Here is a 15410-nt window from a genome sequence, read left to right on the forward strand (position 1 = left end):
ACGTACGGAGCGGGCGAGGTGCGGAGCGGGCGAGGTGGGGACCGGGTGCGCGACCGGTCAGCGGGGATCGAGCGGCGGAAGCGGTGGGAGCCCGCCGCCGCCGGGGGCGGCGCGGCCCGGGGCGTAGTACCGGAGCACCACCGTGAACGGGCCGTCCGGGGCGGGCAGCCAGTTGGCGGAGTGCTCGGCGTCGGCGGGCCGCTTGTGCTGGACGTAGAGGGTGAGCCCGCCGTCCGGATCGTGGACCAGACCGGGGGTGTGGTCGCCGATCGCGTAGCGGTCGAGGGGGTTGTCGACCAGACGGTGCTCCGGGAGCGCGTACATGGTGGCGGACCAGGCGGAGCCGGCCGGGGGCAGCGCGTCCGGGGCGAAGCGGATCAGGTGGTCGCGGTCGCTCGCGTTCGGCGGGCGCCGGCCGGTGCTGTCCTCCTCCCAGCGCACCTGCCGGACCTCCTCGGCGGGCAGTCCGTGGAGGTCGACCGCGGCGCCGACGGCCTGCCGCAGGAAGTCCCCGCCGATCTGCGCACGGGTGCCGAACAGCCCGCTGGAGTCGGAGAGTTCGGCGACGGCGCGGTCCAGCCGGGCCCGTCCGTCGGCGAGGCCGCGCTCGATCTCCGCGCGCACCTCCAGCGGGAGCGCGGCGGGCTCGAACTCGCCGCGGCCGTCGACACCGAGGTCGGTGAGGCGGCCGCGCAGCCCGGCCTCGGCGGGCGGCAGCGGGACGGGGCCGTCCAGCGGGAAGAAGCCGAGCAGGAAGTCGAGGAAGGCGAGGAACTCGACGGTGTCCGCCACCTCCTCGCGCCAGACCGGCCAGAGCGGTTCCGGGGCGGGCGCCGGCGCGGGCGTGCCGGCGTACTCGTGCAGCGGGCGCAGCCGGTACCGCTCCTGGACGGCGGCGAGTTCGGCGATCTCGGCGGGGCTGTTCCCGGTCAGCCGGGTGCGGCCGAGGATGCCGACCAGCCGGGTGGCGGTGCGGATCACCCCGCGGATGCCGGGCGGGGGCTCGCCGTGCCAGTCGGGCCCGGCCACCAGGTGGTCGCCGGGCTCGGGGCCGGTGGTCCGGGTGCCGATGAAACCGGCGTACACGGTGTCGAGTTCGTGGACCGGCAGGACGTGGTACCGGTCCTCGGCGGGCACCGAGACCACCCAGGGCTCGGCGCGCAGGTCCAGCCAGGCCCGGGAGCGGGGGGTGTCCCCGGGCTCGTCGGTGCGGAGGGGGCCGCCGGGGTCGGCGGGGGTGGGCGGCCGCGGCTGGTGGCGGAAGACGCCGAAGCCGCCGACGTACCCCGGGTCCGCGTCGTCCAGGGCCTGGGCGTAGAGGGCGCGGTAGTTCCGCAGCATCGGGTAGCCGCGGATCCAGGCCTCGGCGGCGGTCGCGCGGACGGTGGCCGGGTCCACGAGTGCCGGGTTGACCATGCTGTCGCTCTCCCACTGCGGGTCCGCTTGATTCGTGAGGAATCGGTATCAATCGGTACGAAGGGGATGCTATGTGGGGCCGGGTGGGGCGGCACGTCGGGTCGGCTGCGGCCGGGCCACCTCTGCGCCCGGGTTCCGCTCTCTGCTGAGCGCTAATCCGGGCATGCCGGTGGGACCGCCGAGGCAGGGTCATCGGTATGAAGATCCTCCTGCTTGGTGGCTCGTCCTTCCTCGGACGGGCCTACGCCGCCGACGCGCTCGCCCGGGGCCACCGGGTGACCACCTTCAACCGCGGCCGCAGCGCCGCCGACCTGCCCGGGGTCGAGGCCGTCCGGGGCGAGCGCGACAGCGCCGACGACCTCGCCCGGCTGGTCGACGGCCGCCGCTGGGACGCCGTCGTCGACACCTCCGCCCAGCAGCCCGCCCAGGCCGCGCTCAGCGCCCGGCTGCTGCGCGAGCGGGCCGACCACTACACCATCGTCTCCTCGGTGCACGCCTTCGCCGACTGGCCCGCCCGGGTGATCGACGAGGACTCCGCCCTGCACCCCTGCCCCGCCGACACCCCGCCCGGCCAGCCGCCCGGCAACGCCCTCAAGGCCGGCTGCGAACGCGCCGTGCTCGCCGGGTTCGGCGCCGAGCGCACGCTGGTGCTCAACAGCGGGCTGCTCATCGGGCCGCACGAGAACGGCGGCCGGCTGCCCTGGTGGCTGGAGCGGATGGCACGCGGCGGACGGGTGCTCGCCCCGGGAGACCCCCAGCGGACCATGCAGGTGATCGACGTCCGGGACTTCGCCGCCTTCGGCCTGGACCTGCTGACGGCCGGGACGACGGGGCGCTTCGTCACCACGGCGCCGCCCGGGCGACTCCGCTTCGGCGAGTGGCTGGAGACCTGCCGGGCCGTCGCGGGCACCGCGGACACCGAGCTGGTCTGGGTCGAGGACGGGCCGCTGCTCGCCGAGGGCCCCGACCAGGTCGGCCCGTGGACCGAACTTCCCTTCTGGGCACCGGACCTGCCCGACTTCGCGGGCGTCTGGCTGGCCGACACCGCCCGCGCCGAGGCGGCCGGCCTGCGCTGCCGGCCGTTCGCCGAGACGGCGCGGGACACCTGGGAGTGGCTGCGCACGCGCGGGCCGGCCGAGGACACCGACGCGGCCGGACGCAAGGGGGCACCGGACGCTCCGGTACGGAACGGCATCGAACCGGCCAAGGAGCAGCGGTTGTTGGCGGCCTTCGGCTGAGCGCGCGGCCCGGTCGGGCGGCAGGAGCGGGAAGCCGGACGGACCGGCTTCCCGCCCCCGGGAACGCCCTCAGGAGGACACCGCTCGTGCGGCCCGGCCGCTCAGTGCGTCCGGCGCGTCACCAGCTCGGCGAGCGCCAGCAGTTCGTCCGCCGCGGCCGGCTCGGGCACGGCGGCGGCCAGCTGCGCCATCGCCCCGGCCATCCGCTCGCAGGACTCGCCCTGCGCCCAGCCGCGCCCGCCGGCCTCCTCGACCGCCGCCGCGCACTGTGCCAACTCCTCGGCGCTGAGCGGCCGTTCGAGCGCGTAAAGCTCGGCGAGCCGCTTGCCCGCGACGGTGCCGGAACCCAGCGCCGCGACCACCGGCAGGGACTTCTTCCGGGCGGCCAGGTCCGCGCCGACCGGCTTGCCGGTCACCGCTGGGTCCCCCCAGATGCCGATCAGGTCGTCGATCAGCTGGAAGGCCAGGCCGATCTCCCGGCCGAAGCCGTCCAGCGCCCGGGCGGCCTCCTCGGAGGCGCCCCCGTACAGGGCGCCCGTCGCACAGGCGGCTCCGAGCAGGGCGCCGGTCTTGGCCTCCGCCATCGCCAGGCACTCGGCCAGCGAGACGTCGTCGCGCTGCTCGAAGGCGCAGTCGATCTGCTGCCCCTCGCAGAGTTCGACCACGCAGTCGGTGAGCCGGCGGATCGAGCCCTGGGCGGCCCCGTGGGTGTCCTCGGCGAGCAGGCGCAGCGCGAGGGAGTGCATGGCGTCCCCGGCCAGGATGGCCTCGGTGGTGCCGAACACCCGCCAGGCGGTGGGCCGGTGGCGCCGGGTGTCGTCCCGGTCGATGACGTCGTCGTGGAGCAGGGTGAAGTTGTGCACCAGCTCCACCGCGGCGGCAGCGGCGACGGCCTCGTCGGGCTTGCCGCCCAGCGCCTGGGTGGCGGCGAGGACCATGGCCGGCCGGATCGCCTTGCCGGCGGAGGCCTCGACGGGGGTGCCGTCCGCCTCCCACCAGCCGAAGTGGTAGCCGGCCACCTTGCGCATGGTGCCGGGCAGCGAGTCGACGGCGGCCCGCAGCACCGGGTCGACCAGCGCGCGGGCCCGGGCGAGGATGTCCGCCGCCTCGTGCCCCTCTTTGTGGTCCCGCTCCAGCGTGGGACTGGTCATGGGTGTCTCCCCCTGTCGGCGCCTGTCGTGGGACGGCCCGCCGTCGCGGCGGACCGGGGTTGCCCTGCGGTGTCGGGCACGGTCGCGGGCGTGCGTCATGCACGGTCGCGGGCGGCCGCGTACGTACGCCATGCGCGGCCGCGCGGCGCACGGCCGCAAGCCGTCAGTACCGCGCGATGTCCACGTTCTCCAGGACGCCGACCGCGTCCGGAACCAGGATCGCCGCGGAGTAGTAGGCGCTCACCAGGTACGAAATGATGGCCTTCTCGTCGATTCCCATGAACCGCACCGAAAGGCCCGGCTGGTATTCGTCCGGAATTCCGGTCTGGTGCAGCCCGATGACACCCTGGTTGTCCTCGCCGATTCGCATGGCGAGGATCGAACTGGTGCTCCCGACGATCGGGATCTTGTTGCACGGGAAGACCGGGACGCCGCGCCAGGCCATGATCTGCTTGCCCTCGACCTCGACCGTGCCCGGGTAGAGGCCGCGCTTGTTGAGCTCCCGGCCGAAGGCGGCGATGGCCTTGGGGTGGGCCAGGAACATCCGGGTGCCGCGGCGGCGGCTGAGCAACTCGTCCATGTCGTCCGGAGTGGGCGGGCCGGAGTAGGTCTGGAACCGCTGGTCGTACGCGGCGTTCTCCAGCAGGCCGAACTCCGGGTTGTTGATGAGCTCGTGCTCCTGGCGCTCGCGCAGGGCCTCGATGGTCAGCCGGAGCTGGTGCTCGGTCTGGTTCATCGGCTCGTTGTAGAGGTCGGCGACGCGGGTGTGCACCTTGAGGATGGTCTGCGCGACGCTCAGCTCGTACTCGCGCGGCTTGAGCTCGTAGTCCACGAAGGCGCCGGGCAGCTCGTGCTCGCCGTGGTGCCCGGAGGAGAGGTCGATCGCGGCCTCGCCGTGCTTGTTCTGCGCCTGCTGGAAGCCGTTCAGGTACTCGATGACCTGGAGTTGCAGCGCCTCGGAGCGGTCGTGCAGCTCCTGAAAGGCCGGCCAGGAGAGGGACATGACGGTGCCGGAGGTCGCGGCGCGGACGGTGTACGGCCAGTCCCCGCCGTCCTGCCGGACCGCCTCGTCGCCGAGGTGGTCGCCGTCGGCGAGGGTGCCGACCACCGTCTCCTCGCCGTACTTGCCGGTGCCCAGCCGGTCGAGCTTGCCGTGCGCGATCAGGAACACCTCGGTGATCGGCGCCCCGGCCCGGACCAGGACGTCACCCGGGCTGAACTCCCGCTGCACGAAGCGCCCGGCCAGCTCCTCCAGCACGGCCTCGTCCCGGAAACCGCGCAGCACCGGCACCTCGGCCAGCGTCGGCGCGACGATCCGCACCTCGGAGCCGGTCTTGACGAAGCTCACCCGGCCCCGGCCGACCGAGTGGCGCAGGCGGCGGTTCACCCGGTAGGTGCCGCCGGAGACCTGCACCCAGGGCAGCCTCCTGAGCAGCCAGCGCGGGCTGATGCCCTGCATCTGCGGCGCGGACTTGGTGGTCGTCGCGAGGTTCCGCGCGCCGGCCGTGCTCAGACTCTGCTGCTGCCGGATCTCCGAACGCGCACCTGGCGCGGGAATACCGGCATTGGTTTCGGTCGACATGAGGGGAGCCCTTCGCATACCCGATGAAGTGTCGCCTTGCACATGCGTGTTGCAGCTTCATACTGGGCCCATTCGAGGGCGGCCCGCAATCACTCGTTCGAGTGGTTCAGAATGGCCCAACAAATAGTACGAATAGATCACCAGATCGATATCCGTTCGACTATTTATTCGAACATATCGCGGTGCGGAATCCCATCCTCCCCCATGGACACCCGGCCCGCGCCGCCCTTCGACACGATCCGCACCTCGCGCCCCGCCGTCCGACCGGTTCGAACAGGTCGCTAGGGTTTTCTGACCTTTCGTCAACTCTCCTCCTGGGAGGGCCGCATGAGCGCACCCGTACGCGTCTGGCTGAACCGCACCTACGCCGAGAACGTCTTCTTCATCGAACAGCTGCGCGCCGCGCCGCGCCCGGTCGTCGTCCACGCGACCCACGGCGACCCGGACTCGCCCGTGCTCGCCGCCGCCGACCACGGCACCCCGGAGCCGGTCGACCTGTCCGCGGCCGACTACGTCCGCTACGCGCTGGACTACTGCGCCCGGCACGCCGTCGACGTCTTCGTCCCGCAACTGCACCAGCTCGCCATCGCCCTCGCCCGGCCGGAGTTCGAGGCGATCGGCACCGCGCTGCTCTGCCCGCCGGCCACCGCGATAGCGGCCTTCACCAGCAAGGCCGACGGCTACGCGGCGATCGCCGGGGCCGGACTGCCCACCCCGCCCTGGTGGCGGGTGCGCACCCCCGGCGAGCTGTGGGACGCCGTCGAGCGGATCGAGGGCGACGGGCACACCGCCTGCCTCAAGCCCACCTCCGGCGCCGGCGGCGCGGGCTTCCGGGTGCTCACCCGGGAGCCTTACGGCGCACGGCGGTTGGCGGGCTGGGACCACCGGGTGCAGGTCGAGCAGGTGGCCGCCGCCCTGGCCGGGGGCGGCGCGGGGGGCTCGGGCAGTACGGGCGGTGCGGGCGGTGCGGGTGGTTCGGGCGGCGCGGGCAGTGCGAGTGGCTCGGGCGGTGAGCCGGTGGACCTGCTGGTGATGCCCTACCTGGACGGGCCGGAGGTCTCGGTGGACTGCCTGGCCGACCGGGACGGCGATCCGCTCACCGTGGTCGGGCGCACCAAGCAGGGCCGCCGCCGGGGCTTCACCACCGAGGAGTGCTACCTGGAGCCGGTCCGGCGGCTGGTCCGGGCGACGGGGATGGCGTACCTGTCCAATGTGCAGTTCCGCCGGTTCGAGGACCGGCCGGTGGTCATCGACGTCAACACCCGGCCCGCCGCCGGGCTCCACCAACTGCGGCTGTGCGGCCTCAACCTGCCGTGGGACGCGGTGCGGCTGGCACTCGGGGAGCGGCCGGAGGGGGCGGACGGCGCGGGCGCGGGGCCGGACGTGCGCGGCATCGAGTACACGCTGGTGCCCGGCATCCAGCCGGTGCCGCCGCGCCGGGCACCCGGGCGGGTGTCCCTGGTCCGAGCCCGGGCGTGACGGGCGGCGAGGGGCCGGGAGCCTGGGGTCGGGGGTCGGGGCGGCGGGTGCTGAGCGGGCGGCCGGCGGCGGGTACGGGCGGCGTCGCTACAGCGGGCCGTTCCAGTCGAGGGTCGGCTCCAGCACGCCCTCCAGGGTGAGCAGCCAGCGCTTCACGTCGATCCCGACCTGGCCGCCGCCGAAGCCGCCGATCCCGTCCGCCGCCACCACCCGGTGGCACGGCACCAGCAGGGGGACGGGGTTGGCGGCCATCATCTGCCCGACCGTGCGAGCGGCCAGTCCCGGCTCCGCGACGTCCTCGAACACCCCGCTGCGGGCCGCCAGTTCGCCGTAGGTGATGGTCCGGCCGTACGGCACCTCGCGCCAGAGCGTCTGGAGCACGGCGCGGTGCGGTCCCGAGCTGAGGCTCCAGTCGATCGGCAGGCCCAACTCGCGTGTGCGGCCCGCCAGATAGGCGCCGATCCGCTCGGTGACGGCGGTGGCCTTCGCCTCGTCGGTGCACGGCGGCAGCTCACCGTCGCGACCGCGGTAACCGGCCGCCGCCACGCCGAGCGGGGTCACCGCCACGTGCATCGGACCGCTGGGCAGCGGCGTGGGCACCGTCAGCCAGGACATCGACCAGGACTGCGACACGATCGGGCCCCCACCCTCCGCCGGACCGGCCGCCGGCCACCCCGGCACCCGGGAGGCGTCCCCGCCCCGCGCGCCATCGTACGGCGGGCGGTCGGCGGGCAGCGGCGGGCGGTCGTACGGCGGGCGGTCGGCGGGAAGCGGCGGGTAGTCGACGGGAAGCGGCGGGCGGTCGACGGGAAGCGGCGGGCGGTCGGCACCGCGCGTACGGGCGGCTCCGGCCGGAGTCAGAGCTGCCCCTTCAACCCGCGGGCGAGCGAGGCGCACCAGTGCACCAGCTCGGCGCGGTCCGGGCCGCGCCCCTCGCACAGCACGGCGAGCTGCGCGTCGCTGATCCGCTCCGGCCCCGGGATCTCCAGCAGGTACGCCAGATCCGCCAGTACGGTGGCGAGCCGCTCGGCGTCCATGTGGTCCACGGTCGCCGCGGACTCGTGGTGGCTGATGGTGAGCGAACCGGGCATGATCGACCTCCTCCGTGATCCCCGTCCTCCCACCGTACGACCGGGTCGGCCGCCCCGCCCGCCGCGGAGGCCTACACACGCGGGAGGGGCAGCCGGTCGCGCTCCGGGGCCGGCCGGGCGCGGAGCGCGGTGGGCCGGGGGTGCGCCCCGAAGCCGTCCAGGGGCAGTCAGCTGTCCGGGCCCTCCTCCCAGCGGCGGTTCCGTACCGCCGGTGTCGCCAACACTACGGCCCCGGCGGCGAGTTGCCAGACGGACCCGAGGAGCAGCACGGTGTCCGAGCCGAACCGGCCGGCCAGCGGACCGGCCGCCGCCAGCCCGAGCGGGCCGAGGCCGAAGGAGCCCAGCACTCCGAAGGCCGTCAGCCGGCCGAGCAGTTCCGCCGGCACCCACTTCTGGGTGGTGGTGCTGTAGAGCGTCCCGCAGACCGCCGAGCCGGCCCCGGCCACCAGCGCACCGGCGGCCACCCAGGGCAGCGACACCCCGGCCGCGAGCGCGGCCGGCGGCAGCGCCCAGGCCAGCGCCGCCACGGACGCCACCGCCAGCGGGCGGGCGGGGGCGCGGCCGAGCATCAGCAGTCCGCCCAGCACCGCGCCGACGCCGTACCCGGCCATCACCAGGCCCCAGGCCCGGGCCCCGCCGAGGTCCTGCTGCGCGATCAGCGGGCCGAGCACCAGGAAGGGGCCCCAGACCAGCACGTTGAACAGGCCCATCTGCACCGTGGTGATCCACAGCCACGGGCGGGCGGCGAACTCCGACCAGCCGGCCCGCACCTCCCGGACGATCGACTCGCCGCCGCCCACCGGCTCCCGTACCGGCAGCCGCAGCCTGGCCAGCGCGAAGGCGCCGACGCCGTACGTCACCGCATCGGTCAGCAGCACCGCCGCCGGGCCCCAGGCGGCGGTCACCAGGCCCGCCGTGGCGGGGCCGAGCACGCCGGCGACCGAACGGGACAGCCCCAGCAGAGTGTTGGCGTCCGCCATCAGCTCCTCGCGGCGCACCAGGTCGGGCACGATCGCGCCGAACGCCGGCATGAAGAGCCCCTCGCCGAGCCCCCAGACGGCCACCAGCGCGATCATCGCCCCGACCGGCGCGTGCCCGACCGCCAGCAGCGCGGCGAACACCGCCTGGACCAGGCCGCGCAGCACGTCCGACCCCAGCATCACCCGGCGGCTGCCGATCCGGTCCGCGATCACCCCGCCGGCCATCAGCACCAGGACCACCGGCAGGATCCGGGACGCCATCACCCAGCCCACGTCCGTCCCGCCACCGCCGCCGTCGAGCACCGCGAAGGCGACCGCGACCGGCGCCATCGAGGAGCCGACGAGGGAGGTCGTGTACCCGAGGAAGAACCACCTGAACCCGCGCTCGCGCAGGACTGCGAGACGGTCTCCCGGACGCCTTCGGCGGGCCGGGACCGGCTCGGTTCGCACTGTCATGCGCAGCAAGTCTGGGGTTCGGCGGGGACCGGATTCAAGAGTTTCCGGAAGAAAAGCTGAGTCTTTGGGAGTCAATTCGAGCCCAGGGTTCATCTACCGCAGTAAACAAGCCCAACAACGGCATTACACCTGCTCTTTACTGCGCATCACGGCTATGGTTCCGAGCGAGCCGGAATGGGTGTTCACTGCTGTTCACTGCTGTTTACTGCTGTTTACTGCGGGAGAAGGTGGTCGGTCGTGACAGAACCCAGGACGGGAATCCCCCCGGTCGAATACGCCGTCGCCGTCGAGCGCTACCTGGCCGGCTCCGGACTCGCCGACGGCTCCCGGCGGATCTACCGGATCGCGCTGGACACCTGGGCCTGGGCGCTCGCCGACCGACCCGCGCCCACCGGCCCCGAACGGCGACGCGCCCGGCCGCCCGTCCTGCCGCTCGGCCTGCTCGACCACCCGGACGCCCCCGACCGGCTCCGCGCGGCAGCCGCCCAGCGCGGAGCCGACACCGACCCGCGCACCCTCAACCGGGAACTCTCCACCCTGCGCGCCGCCGTGGCCTGGTGGCGGGCCCGCGGCTGGATCGACGGCGACCCGACCGCCGACCTGCACCCCCGCCCGCTCGCCGACCCCGCCCCGGCCGCCGCCGCGCCGACCCCCGAGGAGCTGCGCGCCCTGTTCGCCCTCCGCGCGCCACTGCGCGAACAGGCGCTCTGGCACCTGCTGCACGAGTCCGGCGCCGCGATCGAGACCGTCCTCGCCCTGGACACCGACCACCTCGACCTGCCCCGCCGCCGCACCCGCCCGGGCAGCGCACCCCTCCACTGGCAGTCCGGCACCGCCCGGCTGCTGCCCCTGCTCGTCGCCGGCCGCCCCACCGGCCCGCTCTTCCTCACCGACCGCCGCGCCCCCGCCGGCACCCCCGCCCGTGACCGCTGCCCCCACACCGGGCACGCCCGCCTGTCCTACCGGCGCGCCGCCGAACTCTTCACGGCCCACACGCGCCCCCTCGGCCCGGGCTGGACCCTCCGCCGCCTGCGGGCGGGGCGGTAGCGGCGGGGGACCGGGGGATCGGGGGATCGGGGGTCAGCAGGGGATCGGCAGGAGGGTCGGTGAGCCACGCCCGGCGATCGTCACAGCCCCGCGTCGCCGCGCCCGTCGTCGTTACGCAGCCGATGGGCGGCCGTGACACGACCGGCCGAGGACCGCGACACGGCCCTCCTACCGTCATCGACGACGCCCCGGCCGAACGGGCCGGAGGGCATCCACGACGAGGACGTACGCGTCCGGCGCCGACGACGGACGTCCCGTGACACCCGTACGCCCGGCCCCGCGAACCGCACCGCGGACCGCGCGCGGGCCGGCGTCCACCACGTACCGACCGATGCAGATGGAGAGACACCCCATGAGCAGGAGCCGTACCCACCGCTCGCCCGCCCGCCGCGTCCTGACGGCCTGCGCCCTGACCGGCGTCGCGCTGCTGGCCACCGTCACCGGCGGGCAGGCCTGGGCCGACGCCGCGCCCAAGCCGGCCGCACCCGCCGAGGCCCCCCGAACGGCCGTCCCGGCCCCTGCCGTCCCGGCCTCCGCCGTCCCGCTCCCCGTCGTCACGGCCGCCTCCCCCGCCGTCCCGCGGGGCGCCGCCACCCCGGCGCCGGTCGCCCCCGGCGCCGCCCAGCCGCAGGTCCGCGAGGTGCCCAAGGGCGCCGCGCAGGCCGGTGACGGCTCCAGCGCCTCCGACGGTTCCGGTCTGATGCTCGCCGGTGGCGGCACCGTCGCGGCCGTCGGCGCCGCGGCACTGGGCTTCGCCGTCCTGCGCCGCCGTTCCGGTGCGCGCGGCTGACACCGGTCCCGAGTCCGCCGGGCACCCCGGCGCCGCTTCCCCGTACCCGGCCAGTCGGGGAAGCGGCGCCGGGGCGGCCCCGGTGACGGGGACCAGCAGCCACCGACGCGGGCGAGGACACGGGCGCGCCTCCGGACGGGGACGGCGACGTGCCGCCCGGTCCGGCCCGGGGCCGCTGCGCCGCACCGCCTTCGGCACGGCGGGGCTGCTCTGCCTGGTGCTCGGCACCTCGCTCGCGCTGTCCGGCCGGGAGACCCCGGTGGTGCGGATCGAAGCCTCCGGGCACGGCACCGGCACGGACGCCCCGGCGACCGCCCCGACCGCCCCGGGCACTCCGGCCGCGACCGCGACCGGCACCGCACCCGCCGCCCCGAAGCCGTACCCGCCCTCGCCGCCGACCCGTCTGCTGGTCCCCTCCGTCGGGGTGGACGCACCGGTGACCGAGCTCGGGCTGAACCCCGACGGCACGGTCCAGGTGCCACCGGCCGACCGGGGTCAGGAGGTCGGCTGGTACCGCAACGGCCCCTCCCCCGGCGAGACCGGCCCCGCCGTGCTCATCGGGCACTACGACACCGTGCACGGCCCGGCGGTCTTCCAGCAGCTGCCGAAGCTGCGGCCCGGCGAGCTGATCCGGATCCGGCGCGCGGACGGCGGCACCGTCGACTTCAAGGTCCGCACGCTGCTCCAGGCCGCCAAGGACCGCTTCCCGACCGAGCAGGTCTACGGCGACACGTCCGCACCCGCGCTGCGGCTGATCACCTGCGGCGGGCGGATCGGCTCGGACGGGCACTGGACGGACAACATCATCGTGCTGGCGGACCTGGCCTGAGGTCCGGCAGAGGCCGGTCGCGAACGGTCGCGAACGGCCGCGAACGGCCGCGAACGGCCGAGACCGGCCGAGACCGGCCGAGACCTGCGGAGACCGGCACGGACGGGACGGCCGAGACCGACACCGACCGCCGGGGCCCGGAACCGCCGGGGCCCGGAACCGGCGGAACCGCCGGGCCCCGTCCACGCGACCTACCCCAGGGGCGATGACGGGGAGGACGACCCGAGGCATCGCCGCAGACCAGGAGGACGAGCACCGACCGTGGCAGCAACACCAGCCCCCCGCCGCCGGCCCGGCGCCGTGCCGATGGCCGCCCTGGCCGGTCTGGTCGTCCTCATCGCCCTGGCCGCCCTCGCCTTCGGCCGGGCCACCCCCGGCGGCCTGCTCGACCGGGGCCCGGCGAAGACCGCCACACCGCCGCCGGAGGCCAGACCGCTCTGGCCGCAGCTGGCCGCCTCCCCCACGCCGACCCCGGCGGCGACGGCGGCCGGTGCCTCCCAGGAACCGCCGCAGCCCGTACCGGACCTGACCGTCCCCGGGCACGACATCACCGCGGTCGACGTCCGCGCCGTCCTCGCCAAGGACCCGAAGGTGGGCCCGGAGGAGCGGCAGGCGCTCGGCTCCTGCACCGGCTGCGAGGTCCGCGCCCCCGAGTTCCGCGACCTCACCGGGGACGGGCGGCCCGAGCTGATCACCGTGGTCTCCGTCCCGGGGCTGGTCGTCCTGCACGTCTACGCGCTCGCCGAGGACCGCCTGCTGCCCGTCCTGCGGGTGCCGGTCCAGCCGGCGTTCAGCGCCGAGACCATCGGCCCCGAGCTGTGGCTGTACGAGCCGACCAGCGCCTACGTCCAGACCAGCAGCCACTACCAGTGGGACGGGACCAGGCTCGCCCTGAAGGAACGCCGGGACGTGGGCGTCGGCGTGCTCCCGCCCACCGGCCAGGACCCCGGCCGGCCGGAGGCCACCGCGACCGAGCCCGGCGCGGCACCGGCCCGCCCGACGGCGCTACCGCCGAAGCAGTCGGCCCCCAGGACCGCCGTCCCGTTCCCGCGCGCCGTACCGCCGTCCTCCGGACCGATCGCGCCCTCCGCGCCCCCCACCCCCGCCGTGATCCCGGAGCCGAAGCGATGAACCCCGCCACCACCCCCGCCACCGCGCACGCGAACGCCGCGCACCCGACCACCACGCACGCGAACGCCGCGCCCGGGCACGCGAACGCCGCCCCCGCCCAGCCGCGCATCCTCCTGGTCGAGGACGACGAGGTGATCCGCGAGGCCACCCGGATGGCCCTGGAGCGCTACGGCTTCCCGGTCACCACGGCCGCCGACGGCCTGGAGGGGCTGGAGGCCTTCCACGCCGTCCGGCCGGACCTGCTCCTGCTGGACGTCATGCTGCCGCTGCTCGACGGGGTCGGGCTCTGCCGCCGGATCCGGGAGGAGAGCCAGCTGCCGATCCTGATGATGTCGGCCCGGACCGACCCGGTGGACGTCGTCTCCGGGCTGGAGGCCGGGGCGGACGACTACGTGGTCAAGCCCTTCGAGAGCGCCGTGCTGGTCGCCCGGATCCGTACGGTGCTGCGCCGTATCCGCGTCGTACCGGCGGCCGACGCCCCCCAGCCCCCGGAGGCCCCCGCGGCGGGCCCGGAGAGCCCTTCGGCCTCCGAGGCACCCCCCACCGCCTCCGCCTCCGTCACCACCGCCCCCGCCGTTGCCTCCGCAGGTGCCGCCGCCGTACGGAGCTTCGACGGCCTCCAGGTCGACACCGACAGCATGGAGGTCCGGGTGGACGGCCGCCTCGTCCCGCTCACCCCCACCGAACTGCGGCTGCTGCTGGAGTTCACCGCCGCGCCCGGCATCGTGCTGGAGCGCTCCACCCTGCTGGAACGCGTCTGGGACTACGAGTGGGGCGCCGACACCCGGGTCGTGGACGTCCACGTGCAGCGGCTGCGCGCCAAGATCGGCTCCGGCCGGATCGAGACCGTCCGCGGGTTCGGCTACAAGCTGCGGCGCCCGGCATGACCCTGCGCCGCCAGATCGCCACCGCCGTCGCCGCCATCGCCGTCCTGGTCGCGGTGGCCGTCGGCCTGCTGGTCCACCAGGCGATGATCCGTCAGCACGTCGACCAGGCCCGGTCCGCCGCGCTCGCCGCCCTCGACTCCGGCACGGCCGACTACGAGCGCGGCGGACACCACGCGCTCGGCCGGGGCGCCACCCTGAACGACCCGGCCCTGCCCGACCCGCTGCGCGCCCTCGTCGCCGGCGGCCGGCACGGCTCGCTGCTCGCCGCCGACGGGACGGGCGAGTCGATGTGGGCGGCCGGCCCGGTGCAGGAGGGGGTGCTGTCCGCCCGGGTGGACTTCACCCAGGACCGCCAGGCCATCGCCGACCTCGACCGGATCATCCTGCTCACCGTCGTCGCCGCGGTCTTCACCACCGTGCTGGCCGGAGTGCTCGTCGCCGACCGGATCAGCCGCCGGCTGCGCACCGCGGCCACCGCCGCCCGGGGCATCGCGGCCGGCGGGACGGACACCCGGATCGGCGAACTCGTCGACGGCAAGGACGAGGTGGCCGACCTCGCCGCCGCCGTCGACCTGATGTCCCGCACCCTGCACCGCCGGCTGGAGGACGAACAGCGCTTCACCGCGGACGTCGCCCACGAGCTGCGCACCCCGCTCACCGGCCTGGTCACGGCCGCCGAACTGCTGCCGCCCGGGCGCCCCACCCAGCTGGTGCAGAACCGGGTCCAGGCGCTGCGCGGCCTGGTCGAGGACCTGCTGGAGGTCTCCCGGCTGGACGCCGACGCCGAGTCCCCCGACCTCTCCGCCGTCCCGCTGGAGCGCGCGGTGCGCCGCACCGTCACCCTCACCGGACTGGACGTCACCGTCGACGTCGCCGCCGACCGCCAGGTCCGCACCGACCTGCGCCGGCTCGACCGCATCCTCGGCAACCTGATCCTCAACGCCCACCGCCACGGCGCCGGCCCGGTCCACCTGCACGTCGACGGCCCGCGGATCACCGTCCGCGACCACGGCCCCGGCTACCCCGAGGACCTCCTGCGGCACGGCCCCCAGCGCTTCCGCACCAACGCCCCCGAACGCGGCCGCGGCCACGGCCTCGGCCTCACCATCGCCACCGGCCACGCCCGCGTCATCGGCGCCGCCCTGACCTTCGCCAACCACCCCGACGGCGGCGCCCTGGCCACCCTCACCCTGCCCCCGGACTGACCCCACCGAACGCCGGAGGGCCGGCTCGACCACTCTTGGGTTCTAGGAGTCGTTGCAACACCCCAGTTCAGGGGATGCATTGGACTTCGAGATTCGCAAGGTCCGGACGGCGCAGGGGCCTGTGAAGC

At 75.3% G+C, this 15410-nt stretch carries 14 protein-coding genes; 8 read left to right on the forward strand and 6 right to left on the reverse strand.

What is annotated here, in order from left to right; genetic code table 11:
- Positions 1 to 57: 57 nt before the first annotated feature.
- Complete coding sequence (locus ACZ55U_RS17140) at positions 58 to 1416, reverse strand: DUF1254 domain-containing protein (protein WP_465526935.1); 1359 nt, start codon at positions 1414 to 1416, stop codon at positions 58 to 60.
- Between the two features lie 197 nt (positions 1417 to 1613).
- On the opposite strand from ACZ55U_RS17140, the gene ACZ55U_RS17145 reads away from it, so the two are divergent.
- Positions 1614 to 2654 (forward strand): NAD-dependent epimerase/dehydratase family protein, encoded by a 1041-nt coding sequence (locus tag ACZ55U_RS17145; protein ID WP_465526936.1) that lies wholly within the window; start codon positions 1614 to 1616, stop codon positions 2652 to 2654.
- A gap of 101 nt (positions 2655 to 2755) precedes the next feature.
- On the opposite strand, the gene ACZ55U_RS17150 is transcribed toward ACZ55U_RS17145, so the two are convergent.
- A complete protein-coding gene (locus ACZ55U_RS17150) occupies positions 2756 to 3805 on the reverse strand; it encodes a family 2 encapsulin nanocompartment cargo protein polyprenyl transferase (RefSeq protein ID WP_465526937.1) in 1050 nt (349 codons plus the stop codon).
- Between the two features lie 163 nt (positions 3806 to 3968).
- Positions 3969 to 5387, reverse strand: coding sequence for a family 2B encapsulin nanocompartment shell protein (locus ACZ55U_RS17155; protein WP_465526938.1), 1419 nt, complete (start codon positions 5385 to 5387; stop codon positions 3969 to 3971).
- Positions 5388 to 5714: 327 nt separating this feature from the next.
- Here ACZ55U_RS17155 and ACZ55U_RS17160 point away from each other — a divergent pair, with 327 nt between their 5' ends.
- On the forward strand, positions 5715 to 6866 hold the full coding sequence (locus ACZ55U_RS17160) for an ATP-grasp domain-containing protein (protein ID WP_465526939.1): 1152 nt from the start codon (positions 5715 to 5717) through the stop codon (positions 6864 to 6866).
- Between the two features lie 87 nt (positions 6867 to 6953).
- Here ACZ55U_RS17160 and ACZ55U_RS17165 read toward each other — a convergent pair whose 3' ends face one another.
- The 3 genes from ACZ55U_RS17165 to ACZ55U_RS17175 form a co-directional block, all read right to left on the reverse strand.
- Positions 6954 to 7499: a methylated-DNA--[protein]-cysteine S-methyltransferase gene (locus tag ACZ55U_RS17165; protein WP_465526940.1), complete on the reverse strand. Its 546-nt coding sequence runs from the start codon at positions 7497 to 7499 to the stop codon at positions 6954 to 6956.
- A 224-nt stretch (positions 7500 to 7723) separates the two neighbouring features.
- Positions 7724 to 7957 (reverse strand): hypothetical protein, encoded by a 234-nt coding sequence (locus tag ACZ55U_RS17170; protein ID WP_465526941.1) that lies wholly within the window; start codon positions 7955 to 7957, stop codon positions 7724 to 7726.
- Positions 7958 to 8124: 167 nt separating this feature from the next.
- A complete protein-coding gene (locus ACZ55U_RS17175; RefSeq protein WP_465526942.1) occupies positions 8125 to 9393 on the reverse strand; it encodes an MFS transporter in 1269 nt (422 codons plus the stop codon).
- 237 nt (positions 9394 to 9630) lie between these two features.
- On the opposite strand from ACZ55U_RS17175, the gene ACZ55U_RS17180 reads away from it, so the two are divergent.
- The 6 genes from ACZ55U_RS17180 to ACZ55U_RS17205 all read left to right on the forward strand — a co-directional run bounded on the left by ACZ55U_RS17180 (position 9631) and on the right by ACZ55U_RS17205 (position 15282).
- Entirely contained in the window at positions 9631 to 10440 is an 810-nt protein-coding gene (locus ACZ55U_RS17180) for a hypothetical protein (RefSeq protein ID WP_465526943.1), read from the forward strand.
- A 352-nt stretch (positions 10441 to 10792) separates the two neighbouring features.
- Positions 10793 to 11230, forward strand: coding sequence for a sortase-dependent protein (locus ACZ55U_RS17185; protein WP_465526944.1), 438 nt, complete (start codon positions 10793 to 10795; stop codon positions 11228 to 11230).
- An 82-nt stretch (positions 11231 to 11312) separates the two neighbouring features.
- Positions 11313 to 12059, forward strand: coding sequence for a class F sortase (locus ACZ55U_RS17190; protein ID WP_465526945.1), 747 nt, complete (start codon positions 11313 to 11315; stop codon positions 12057 to 12059).
- Positions 12060 to 12320: 261 nt separating this feature from the next.
- Complete coding sequence (locus ACZ55U_RS17195) at positions 12321 to 13190, forward strand: hypothetical protein (RefSeq protein WP_465526946.1); 870 nt, start codon at positions 12321 to 12323, stop codon at positions 13188 to 13190.
- Between the two features lie 152 nt (positions 13191 to 13342).
- On the forward strand, positions 13343 to 14077 hold the full coding sequence (locus ACZ55U_RS17200) for a response regulator (RefSeq protein ID WP_465526952.1): 735 nt from the start codon (positions 13343 to 13345) through the stop codon (positions 14075 to 14077).
- Positions 14074 to 15282 (forward strand): sensor histidine kinase, encoded by a 1209-nt coding sequence (locus ACZ55U_RS17205; RefSeq protein ID WP_465526947.1) that lies wholly within the window; start codon positions 14074 to 14076, stop codon positions 15280 to 15282. The genes ACZ55U_RS17200 and ACZ55U_RS17205 overlap by 4 nt, the downstream gene beginning before the upstream one ends.
- Positions 15283 to 15410 lie beyond the last annotated feature (128 nt).

The sequence above is a fragment of the Kitasatospora sp. NPDC034533 genome, from assembly GCF_055575155.1.

Excerpts from the sequence above, each read along its gene's own strand:
- ACZ55U_RS17150 (WP_465526937.1), bottom strand. The coding sequence starts at position 3,805 with ATGACCAGTCCCACGCTGGAGCGGGACCACAAAGAGGGGCACGAGGCG.
- ACZ55U_RS17155 (WP_465526938.1), bottom strand. The coding sequence starts at position 5,387 with ATGTCGACCGAAACCAATGCCGGTATTCCCGCGCCAGGTGCGCGTTCG.
- ACZ55U_RS17205 (WP_465526947.1), top strand. The coding sequence starts at position 14,074 with ATGACCCTGCGCCGCCAGATCGCCACCGCCGTCGCCGCCATCGCCGTC.
- ACZ55U_RS17160 (WP_465526939.1), top strand. The coding sequence starts at position 5,715 with ATGAGCGCACCCGTACGCGTCTGGCTGAACCGCACCTACGCCGAGAAC.
- ACZ55U_RS17175 (WP_465526942.1), bottom strand. The coding sequence starts at position 9,393 with ATGACAGTGCGAACCGAGCCGGTCCCGGCCCGCCGAAGGCGTCCGGGA.
- ACZ55U_RS17200 (WP_465526952.1), top strand. The coding sequence starts at position 13,343 with ATGGCCCTGGAGCGCTACGGCTTCCCGGTCACCACGGCCGCCGACGGC.
- ACZ55U_RS17185 (WP_465526944.1), top strand. The coding sequence starts at position 10,793 with ATGAGCAGGAGCCGTACCCACCGCTCGCCCGCCCGCCGCGTCCTGACG.
- ACZ55U_RS17145 (WP_465526936.1), top strand. The coding sequence starts at position 1,614 with ATGAAGATCCTCCTGCTTGGTGGCTCGTCCTTCCTCGGACGGGCCTAC.
- ACZ55U_RS17140 (WP_465526935.1), bottom strand. The coding sequence starts at position 1,416 with ATGGTCAACCCGGCACTCGTGGACCCGGCCACCGTCCGCGCGACCGCC.
- ACZ55U_RS17170 (WP_465526941.1), bottom strand. The coding sequence starts at position 7,957 with ATGCCCGGTTCGCTCACCATCAGCCACCACGAGTCCGCGGCGACCGTG.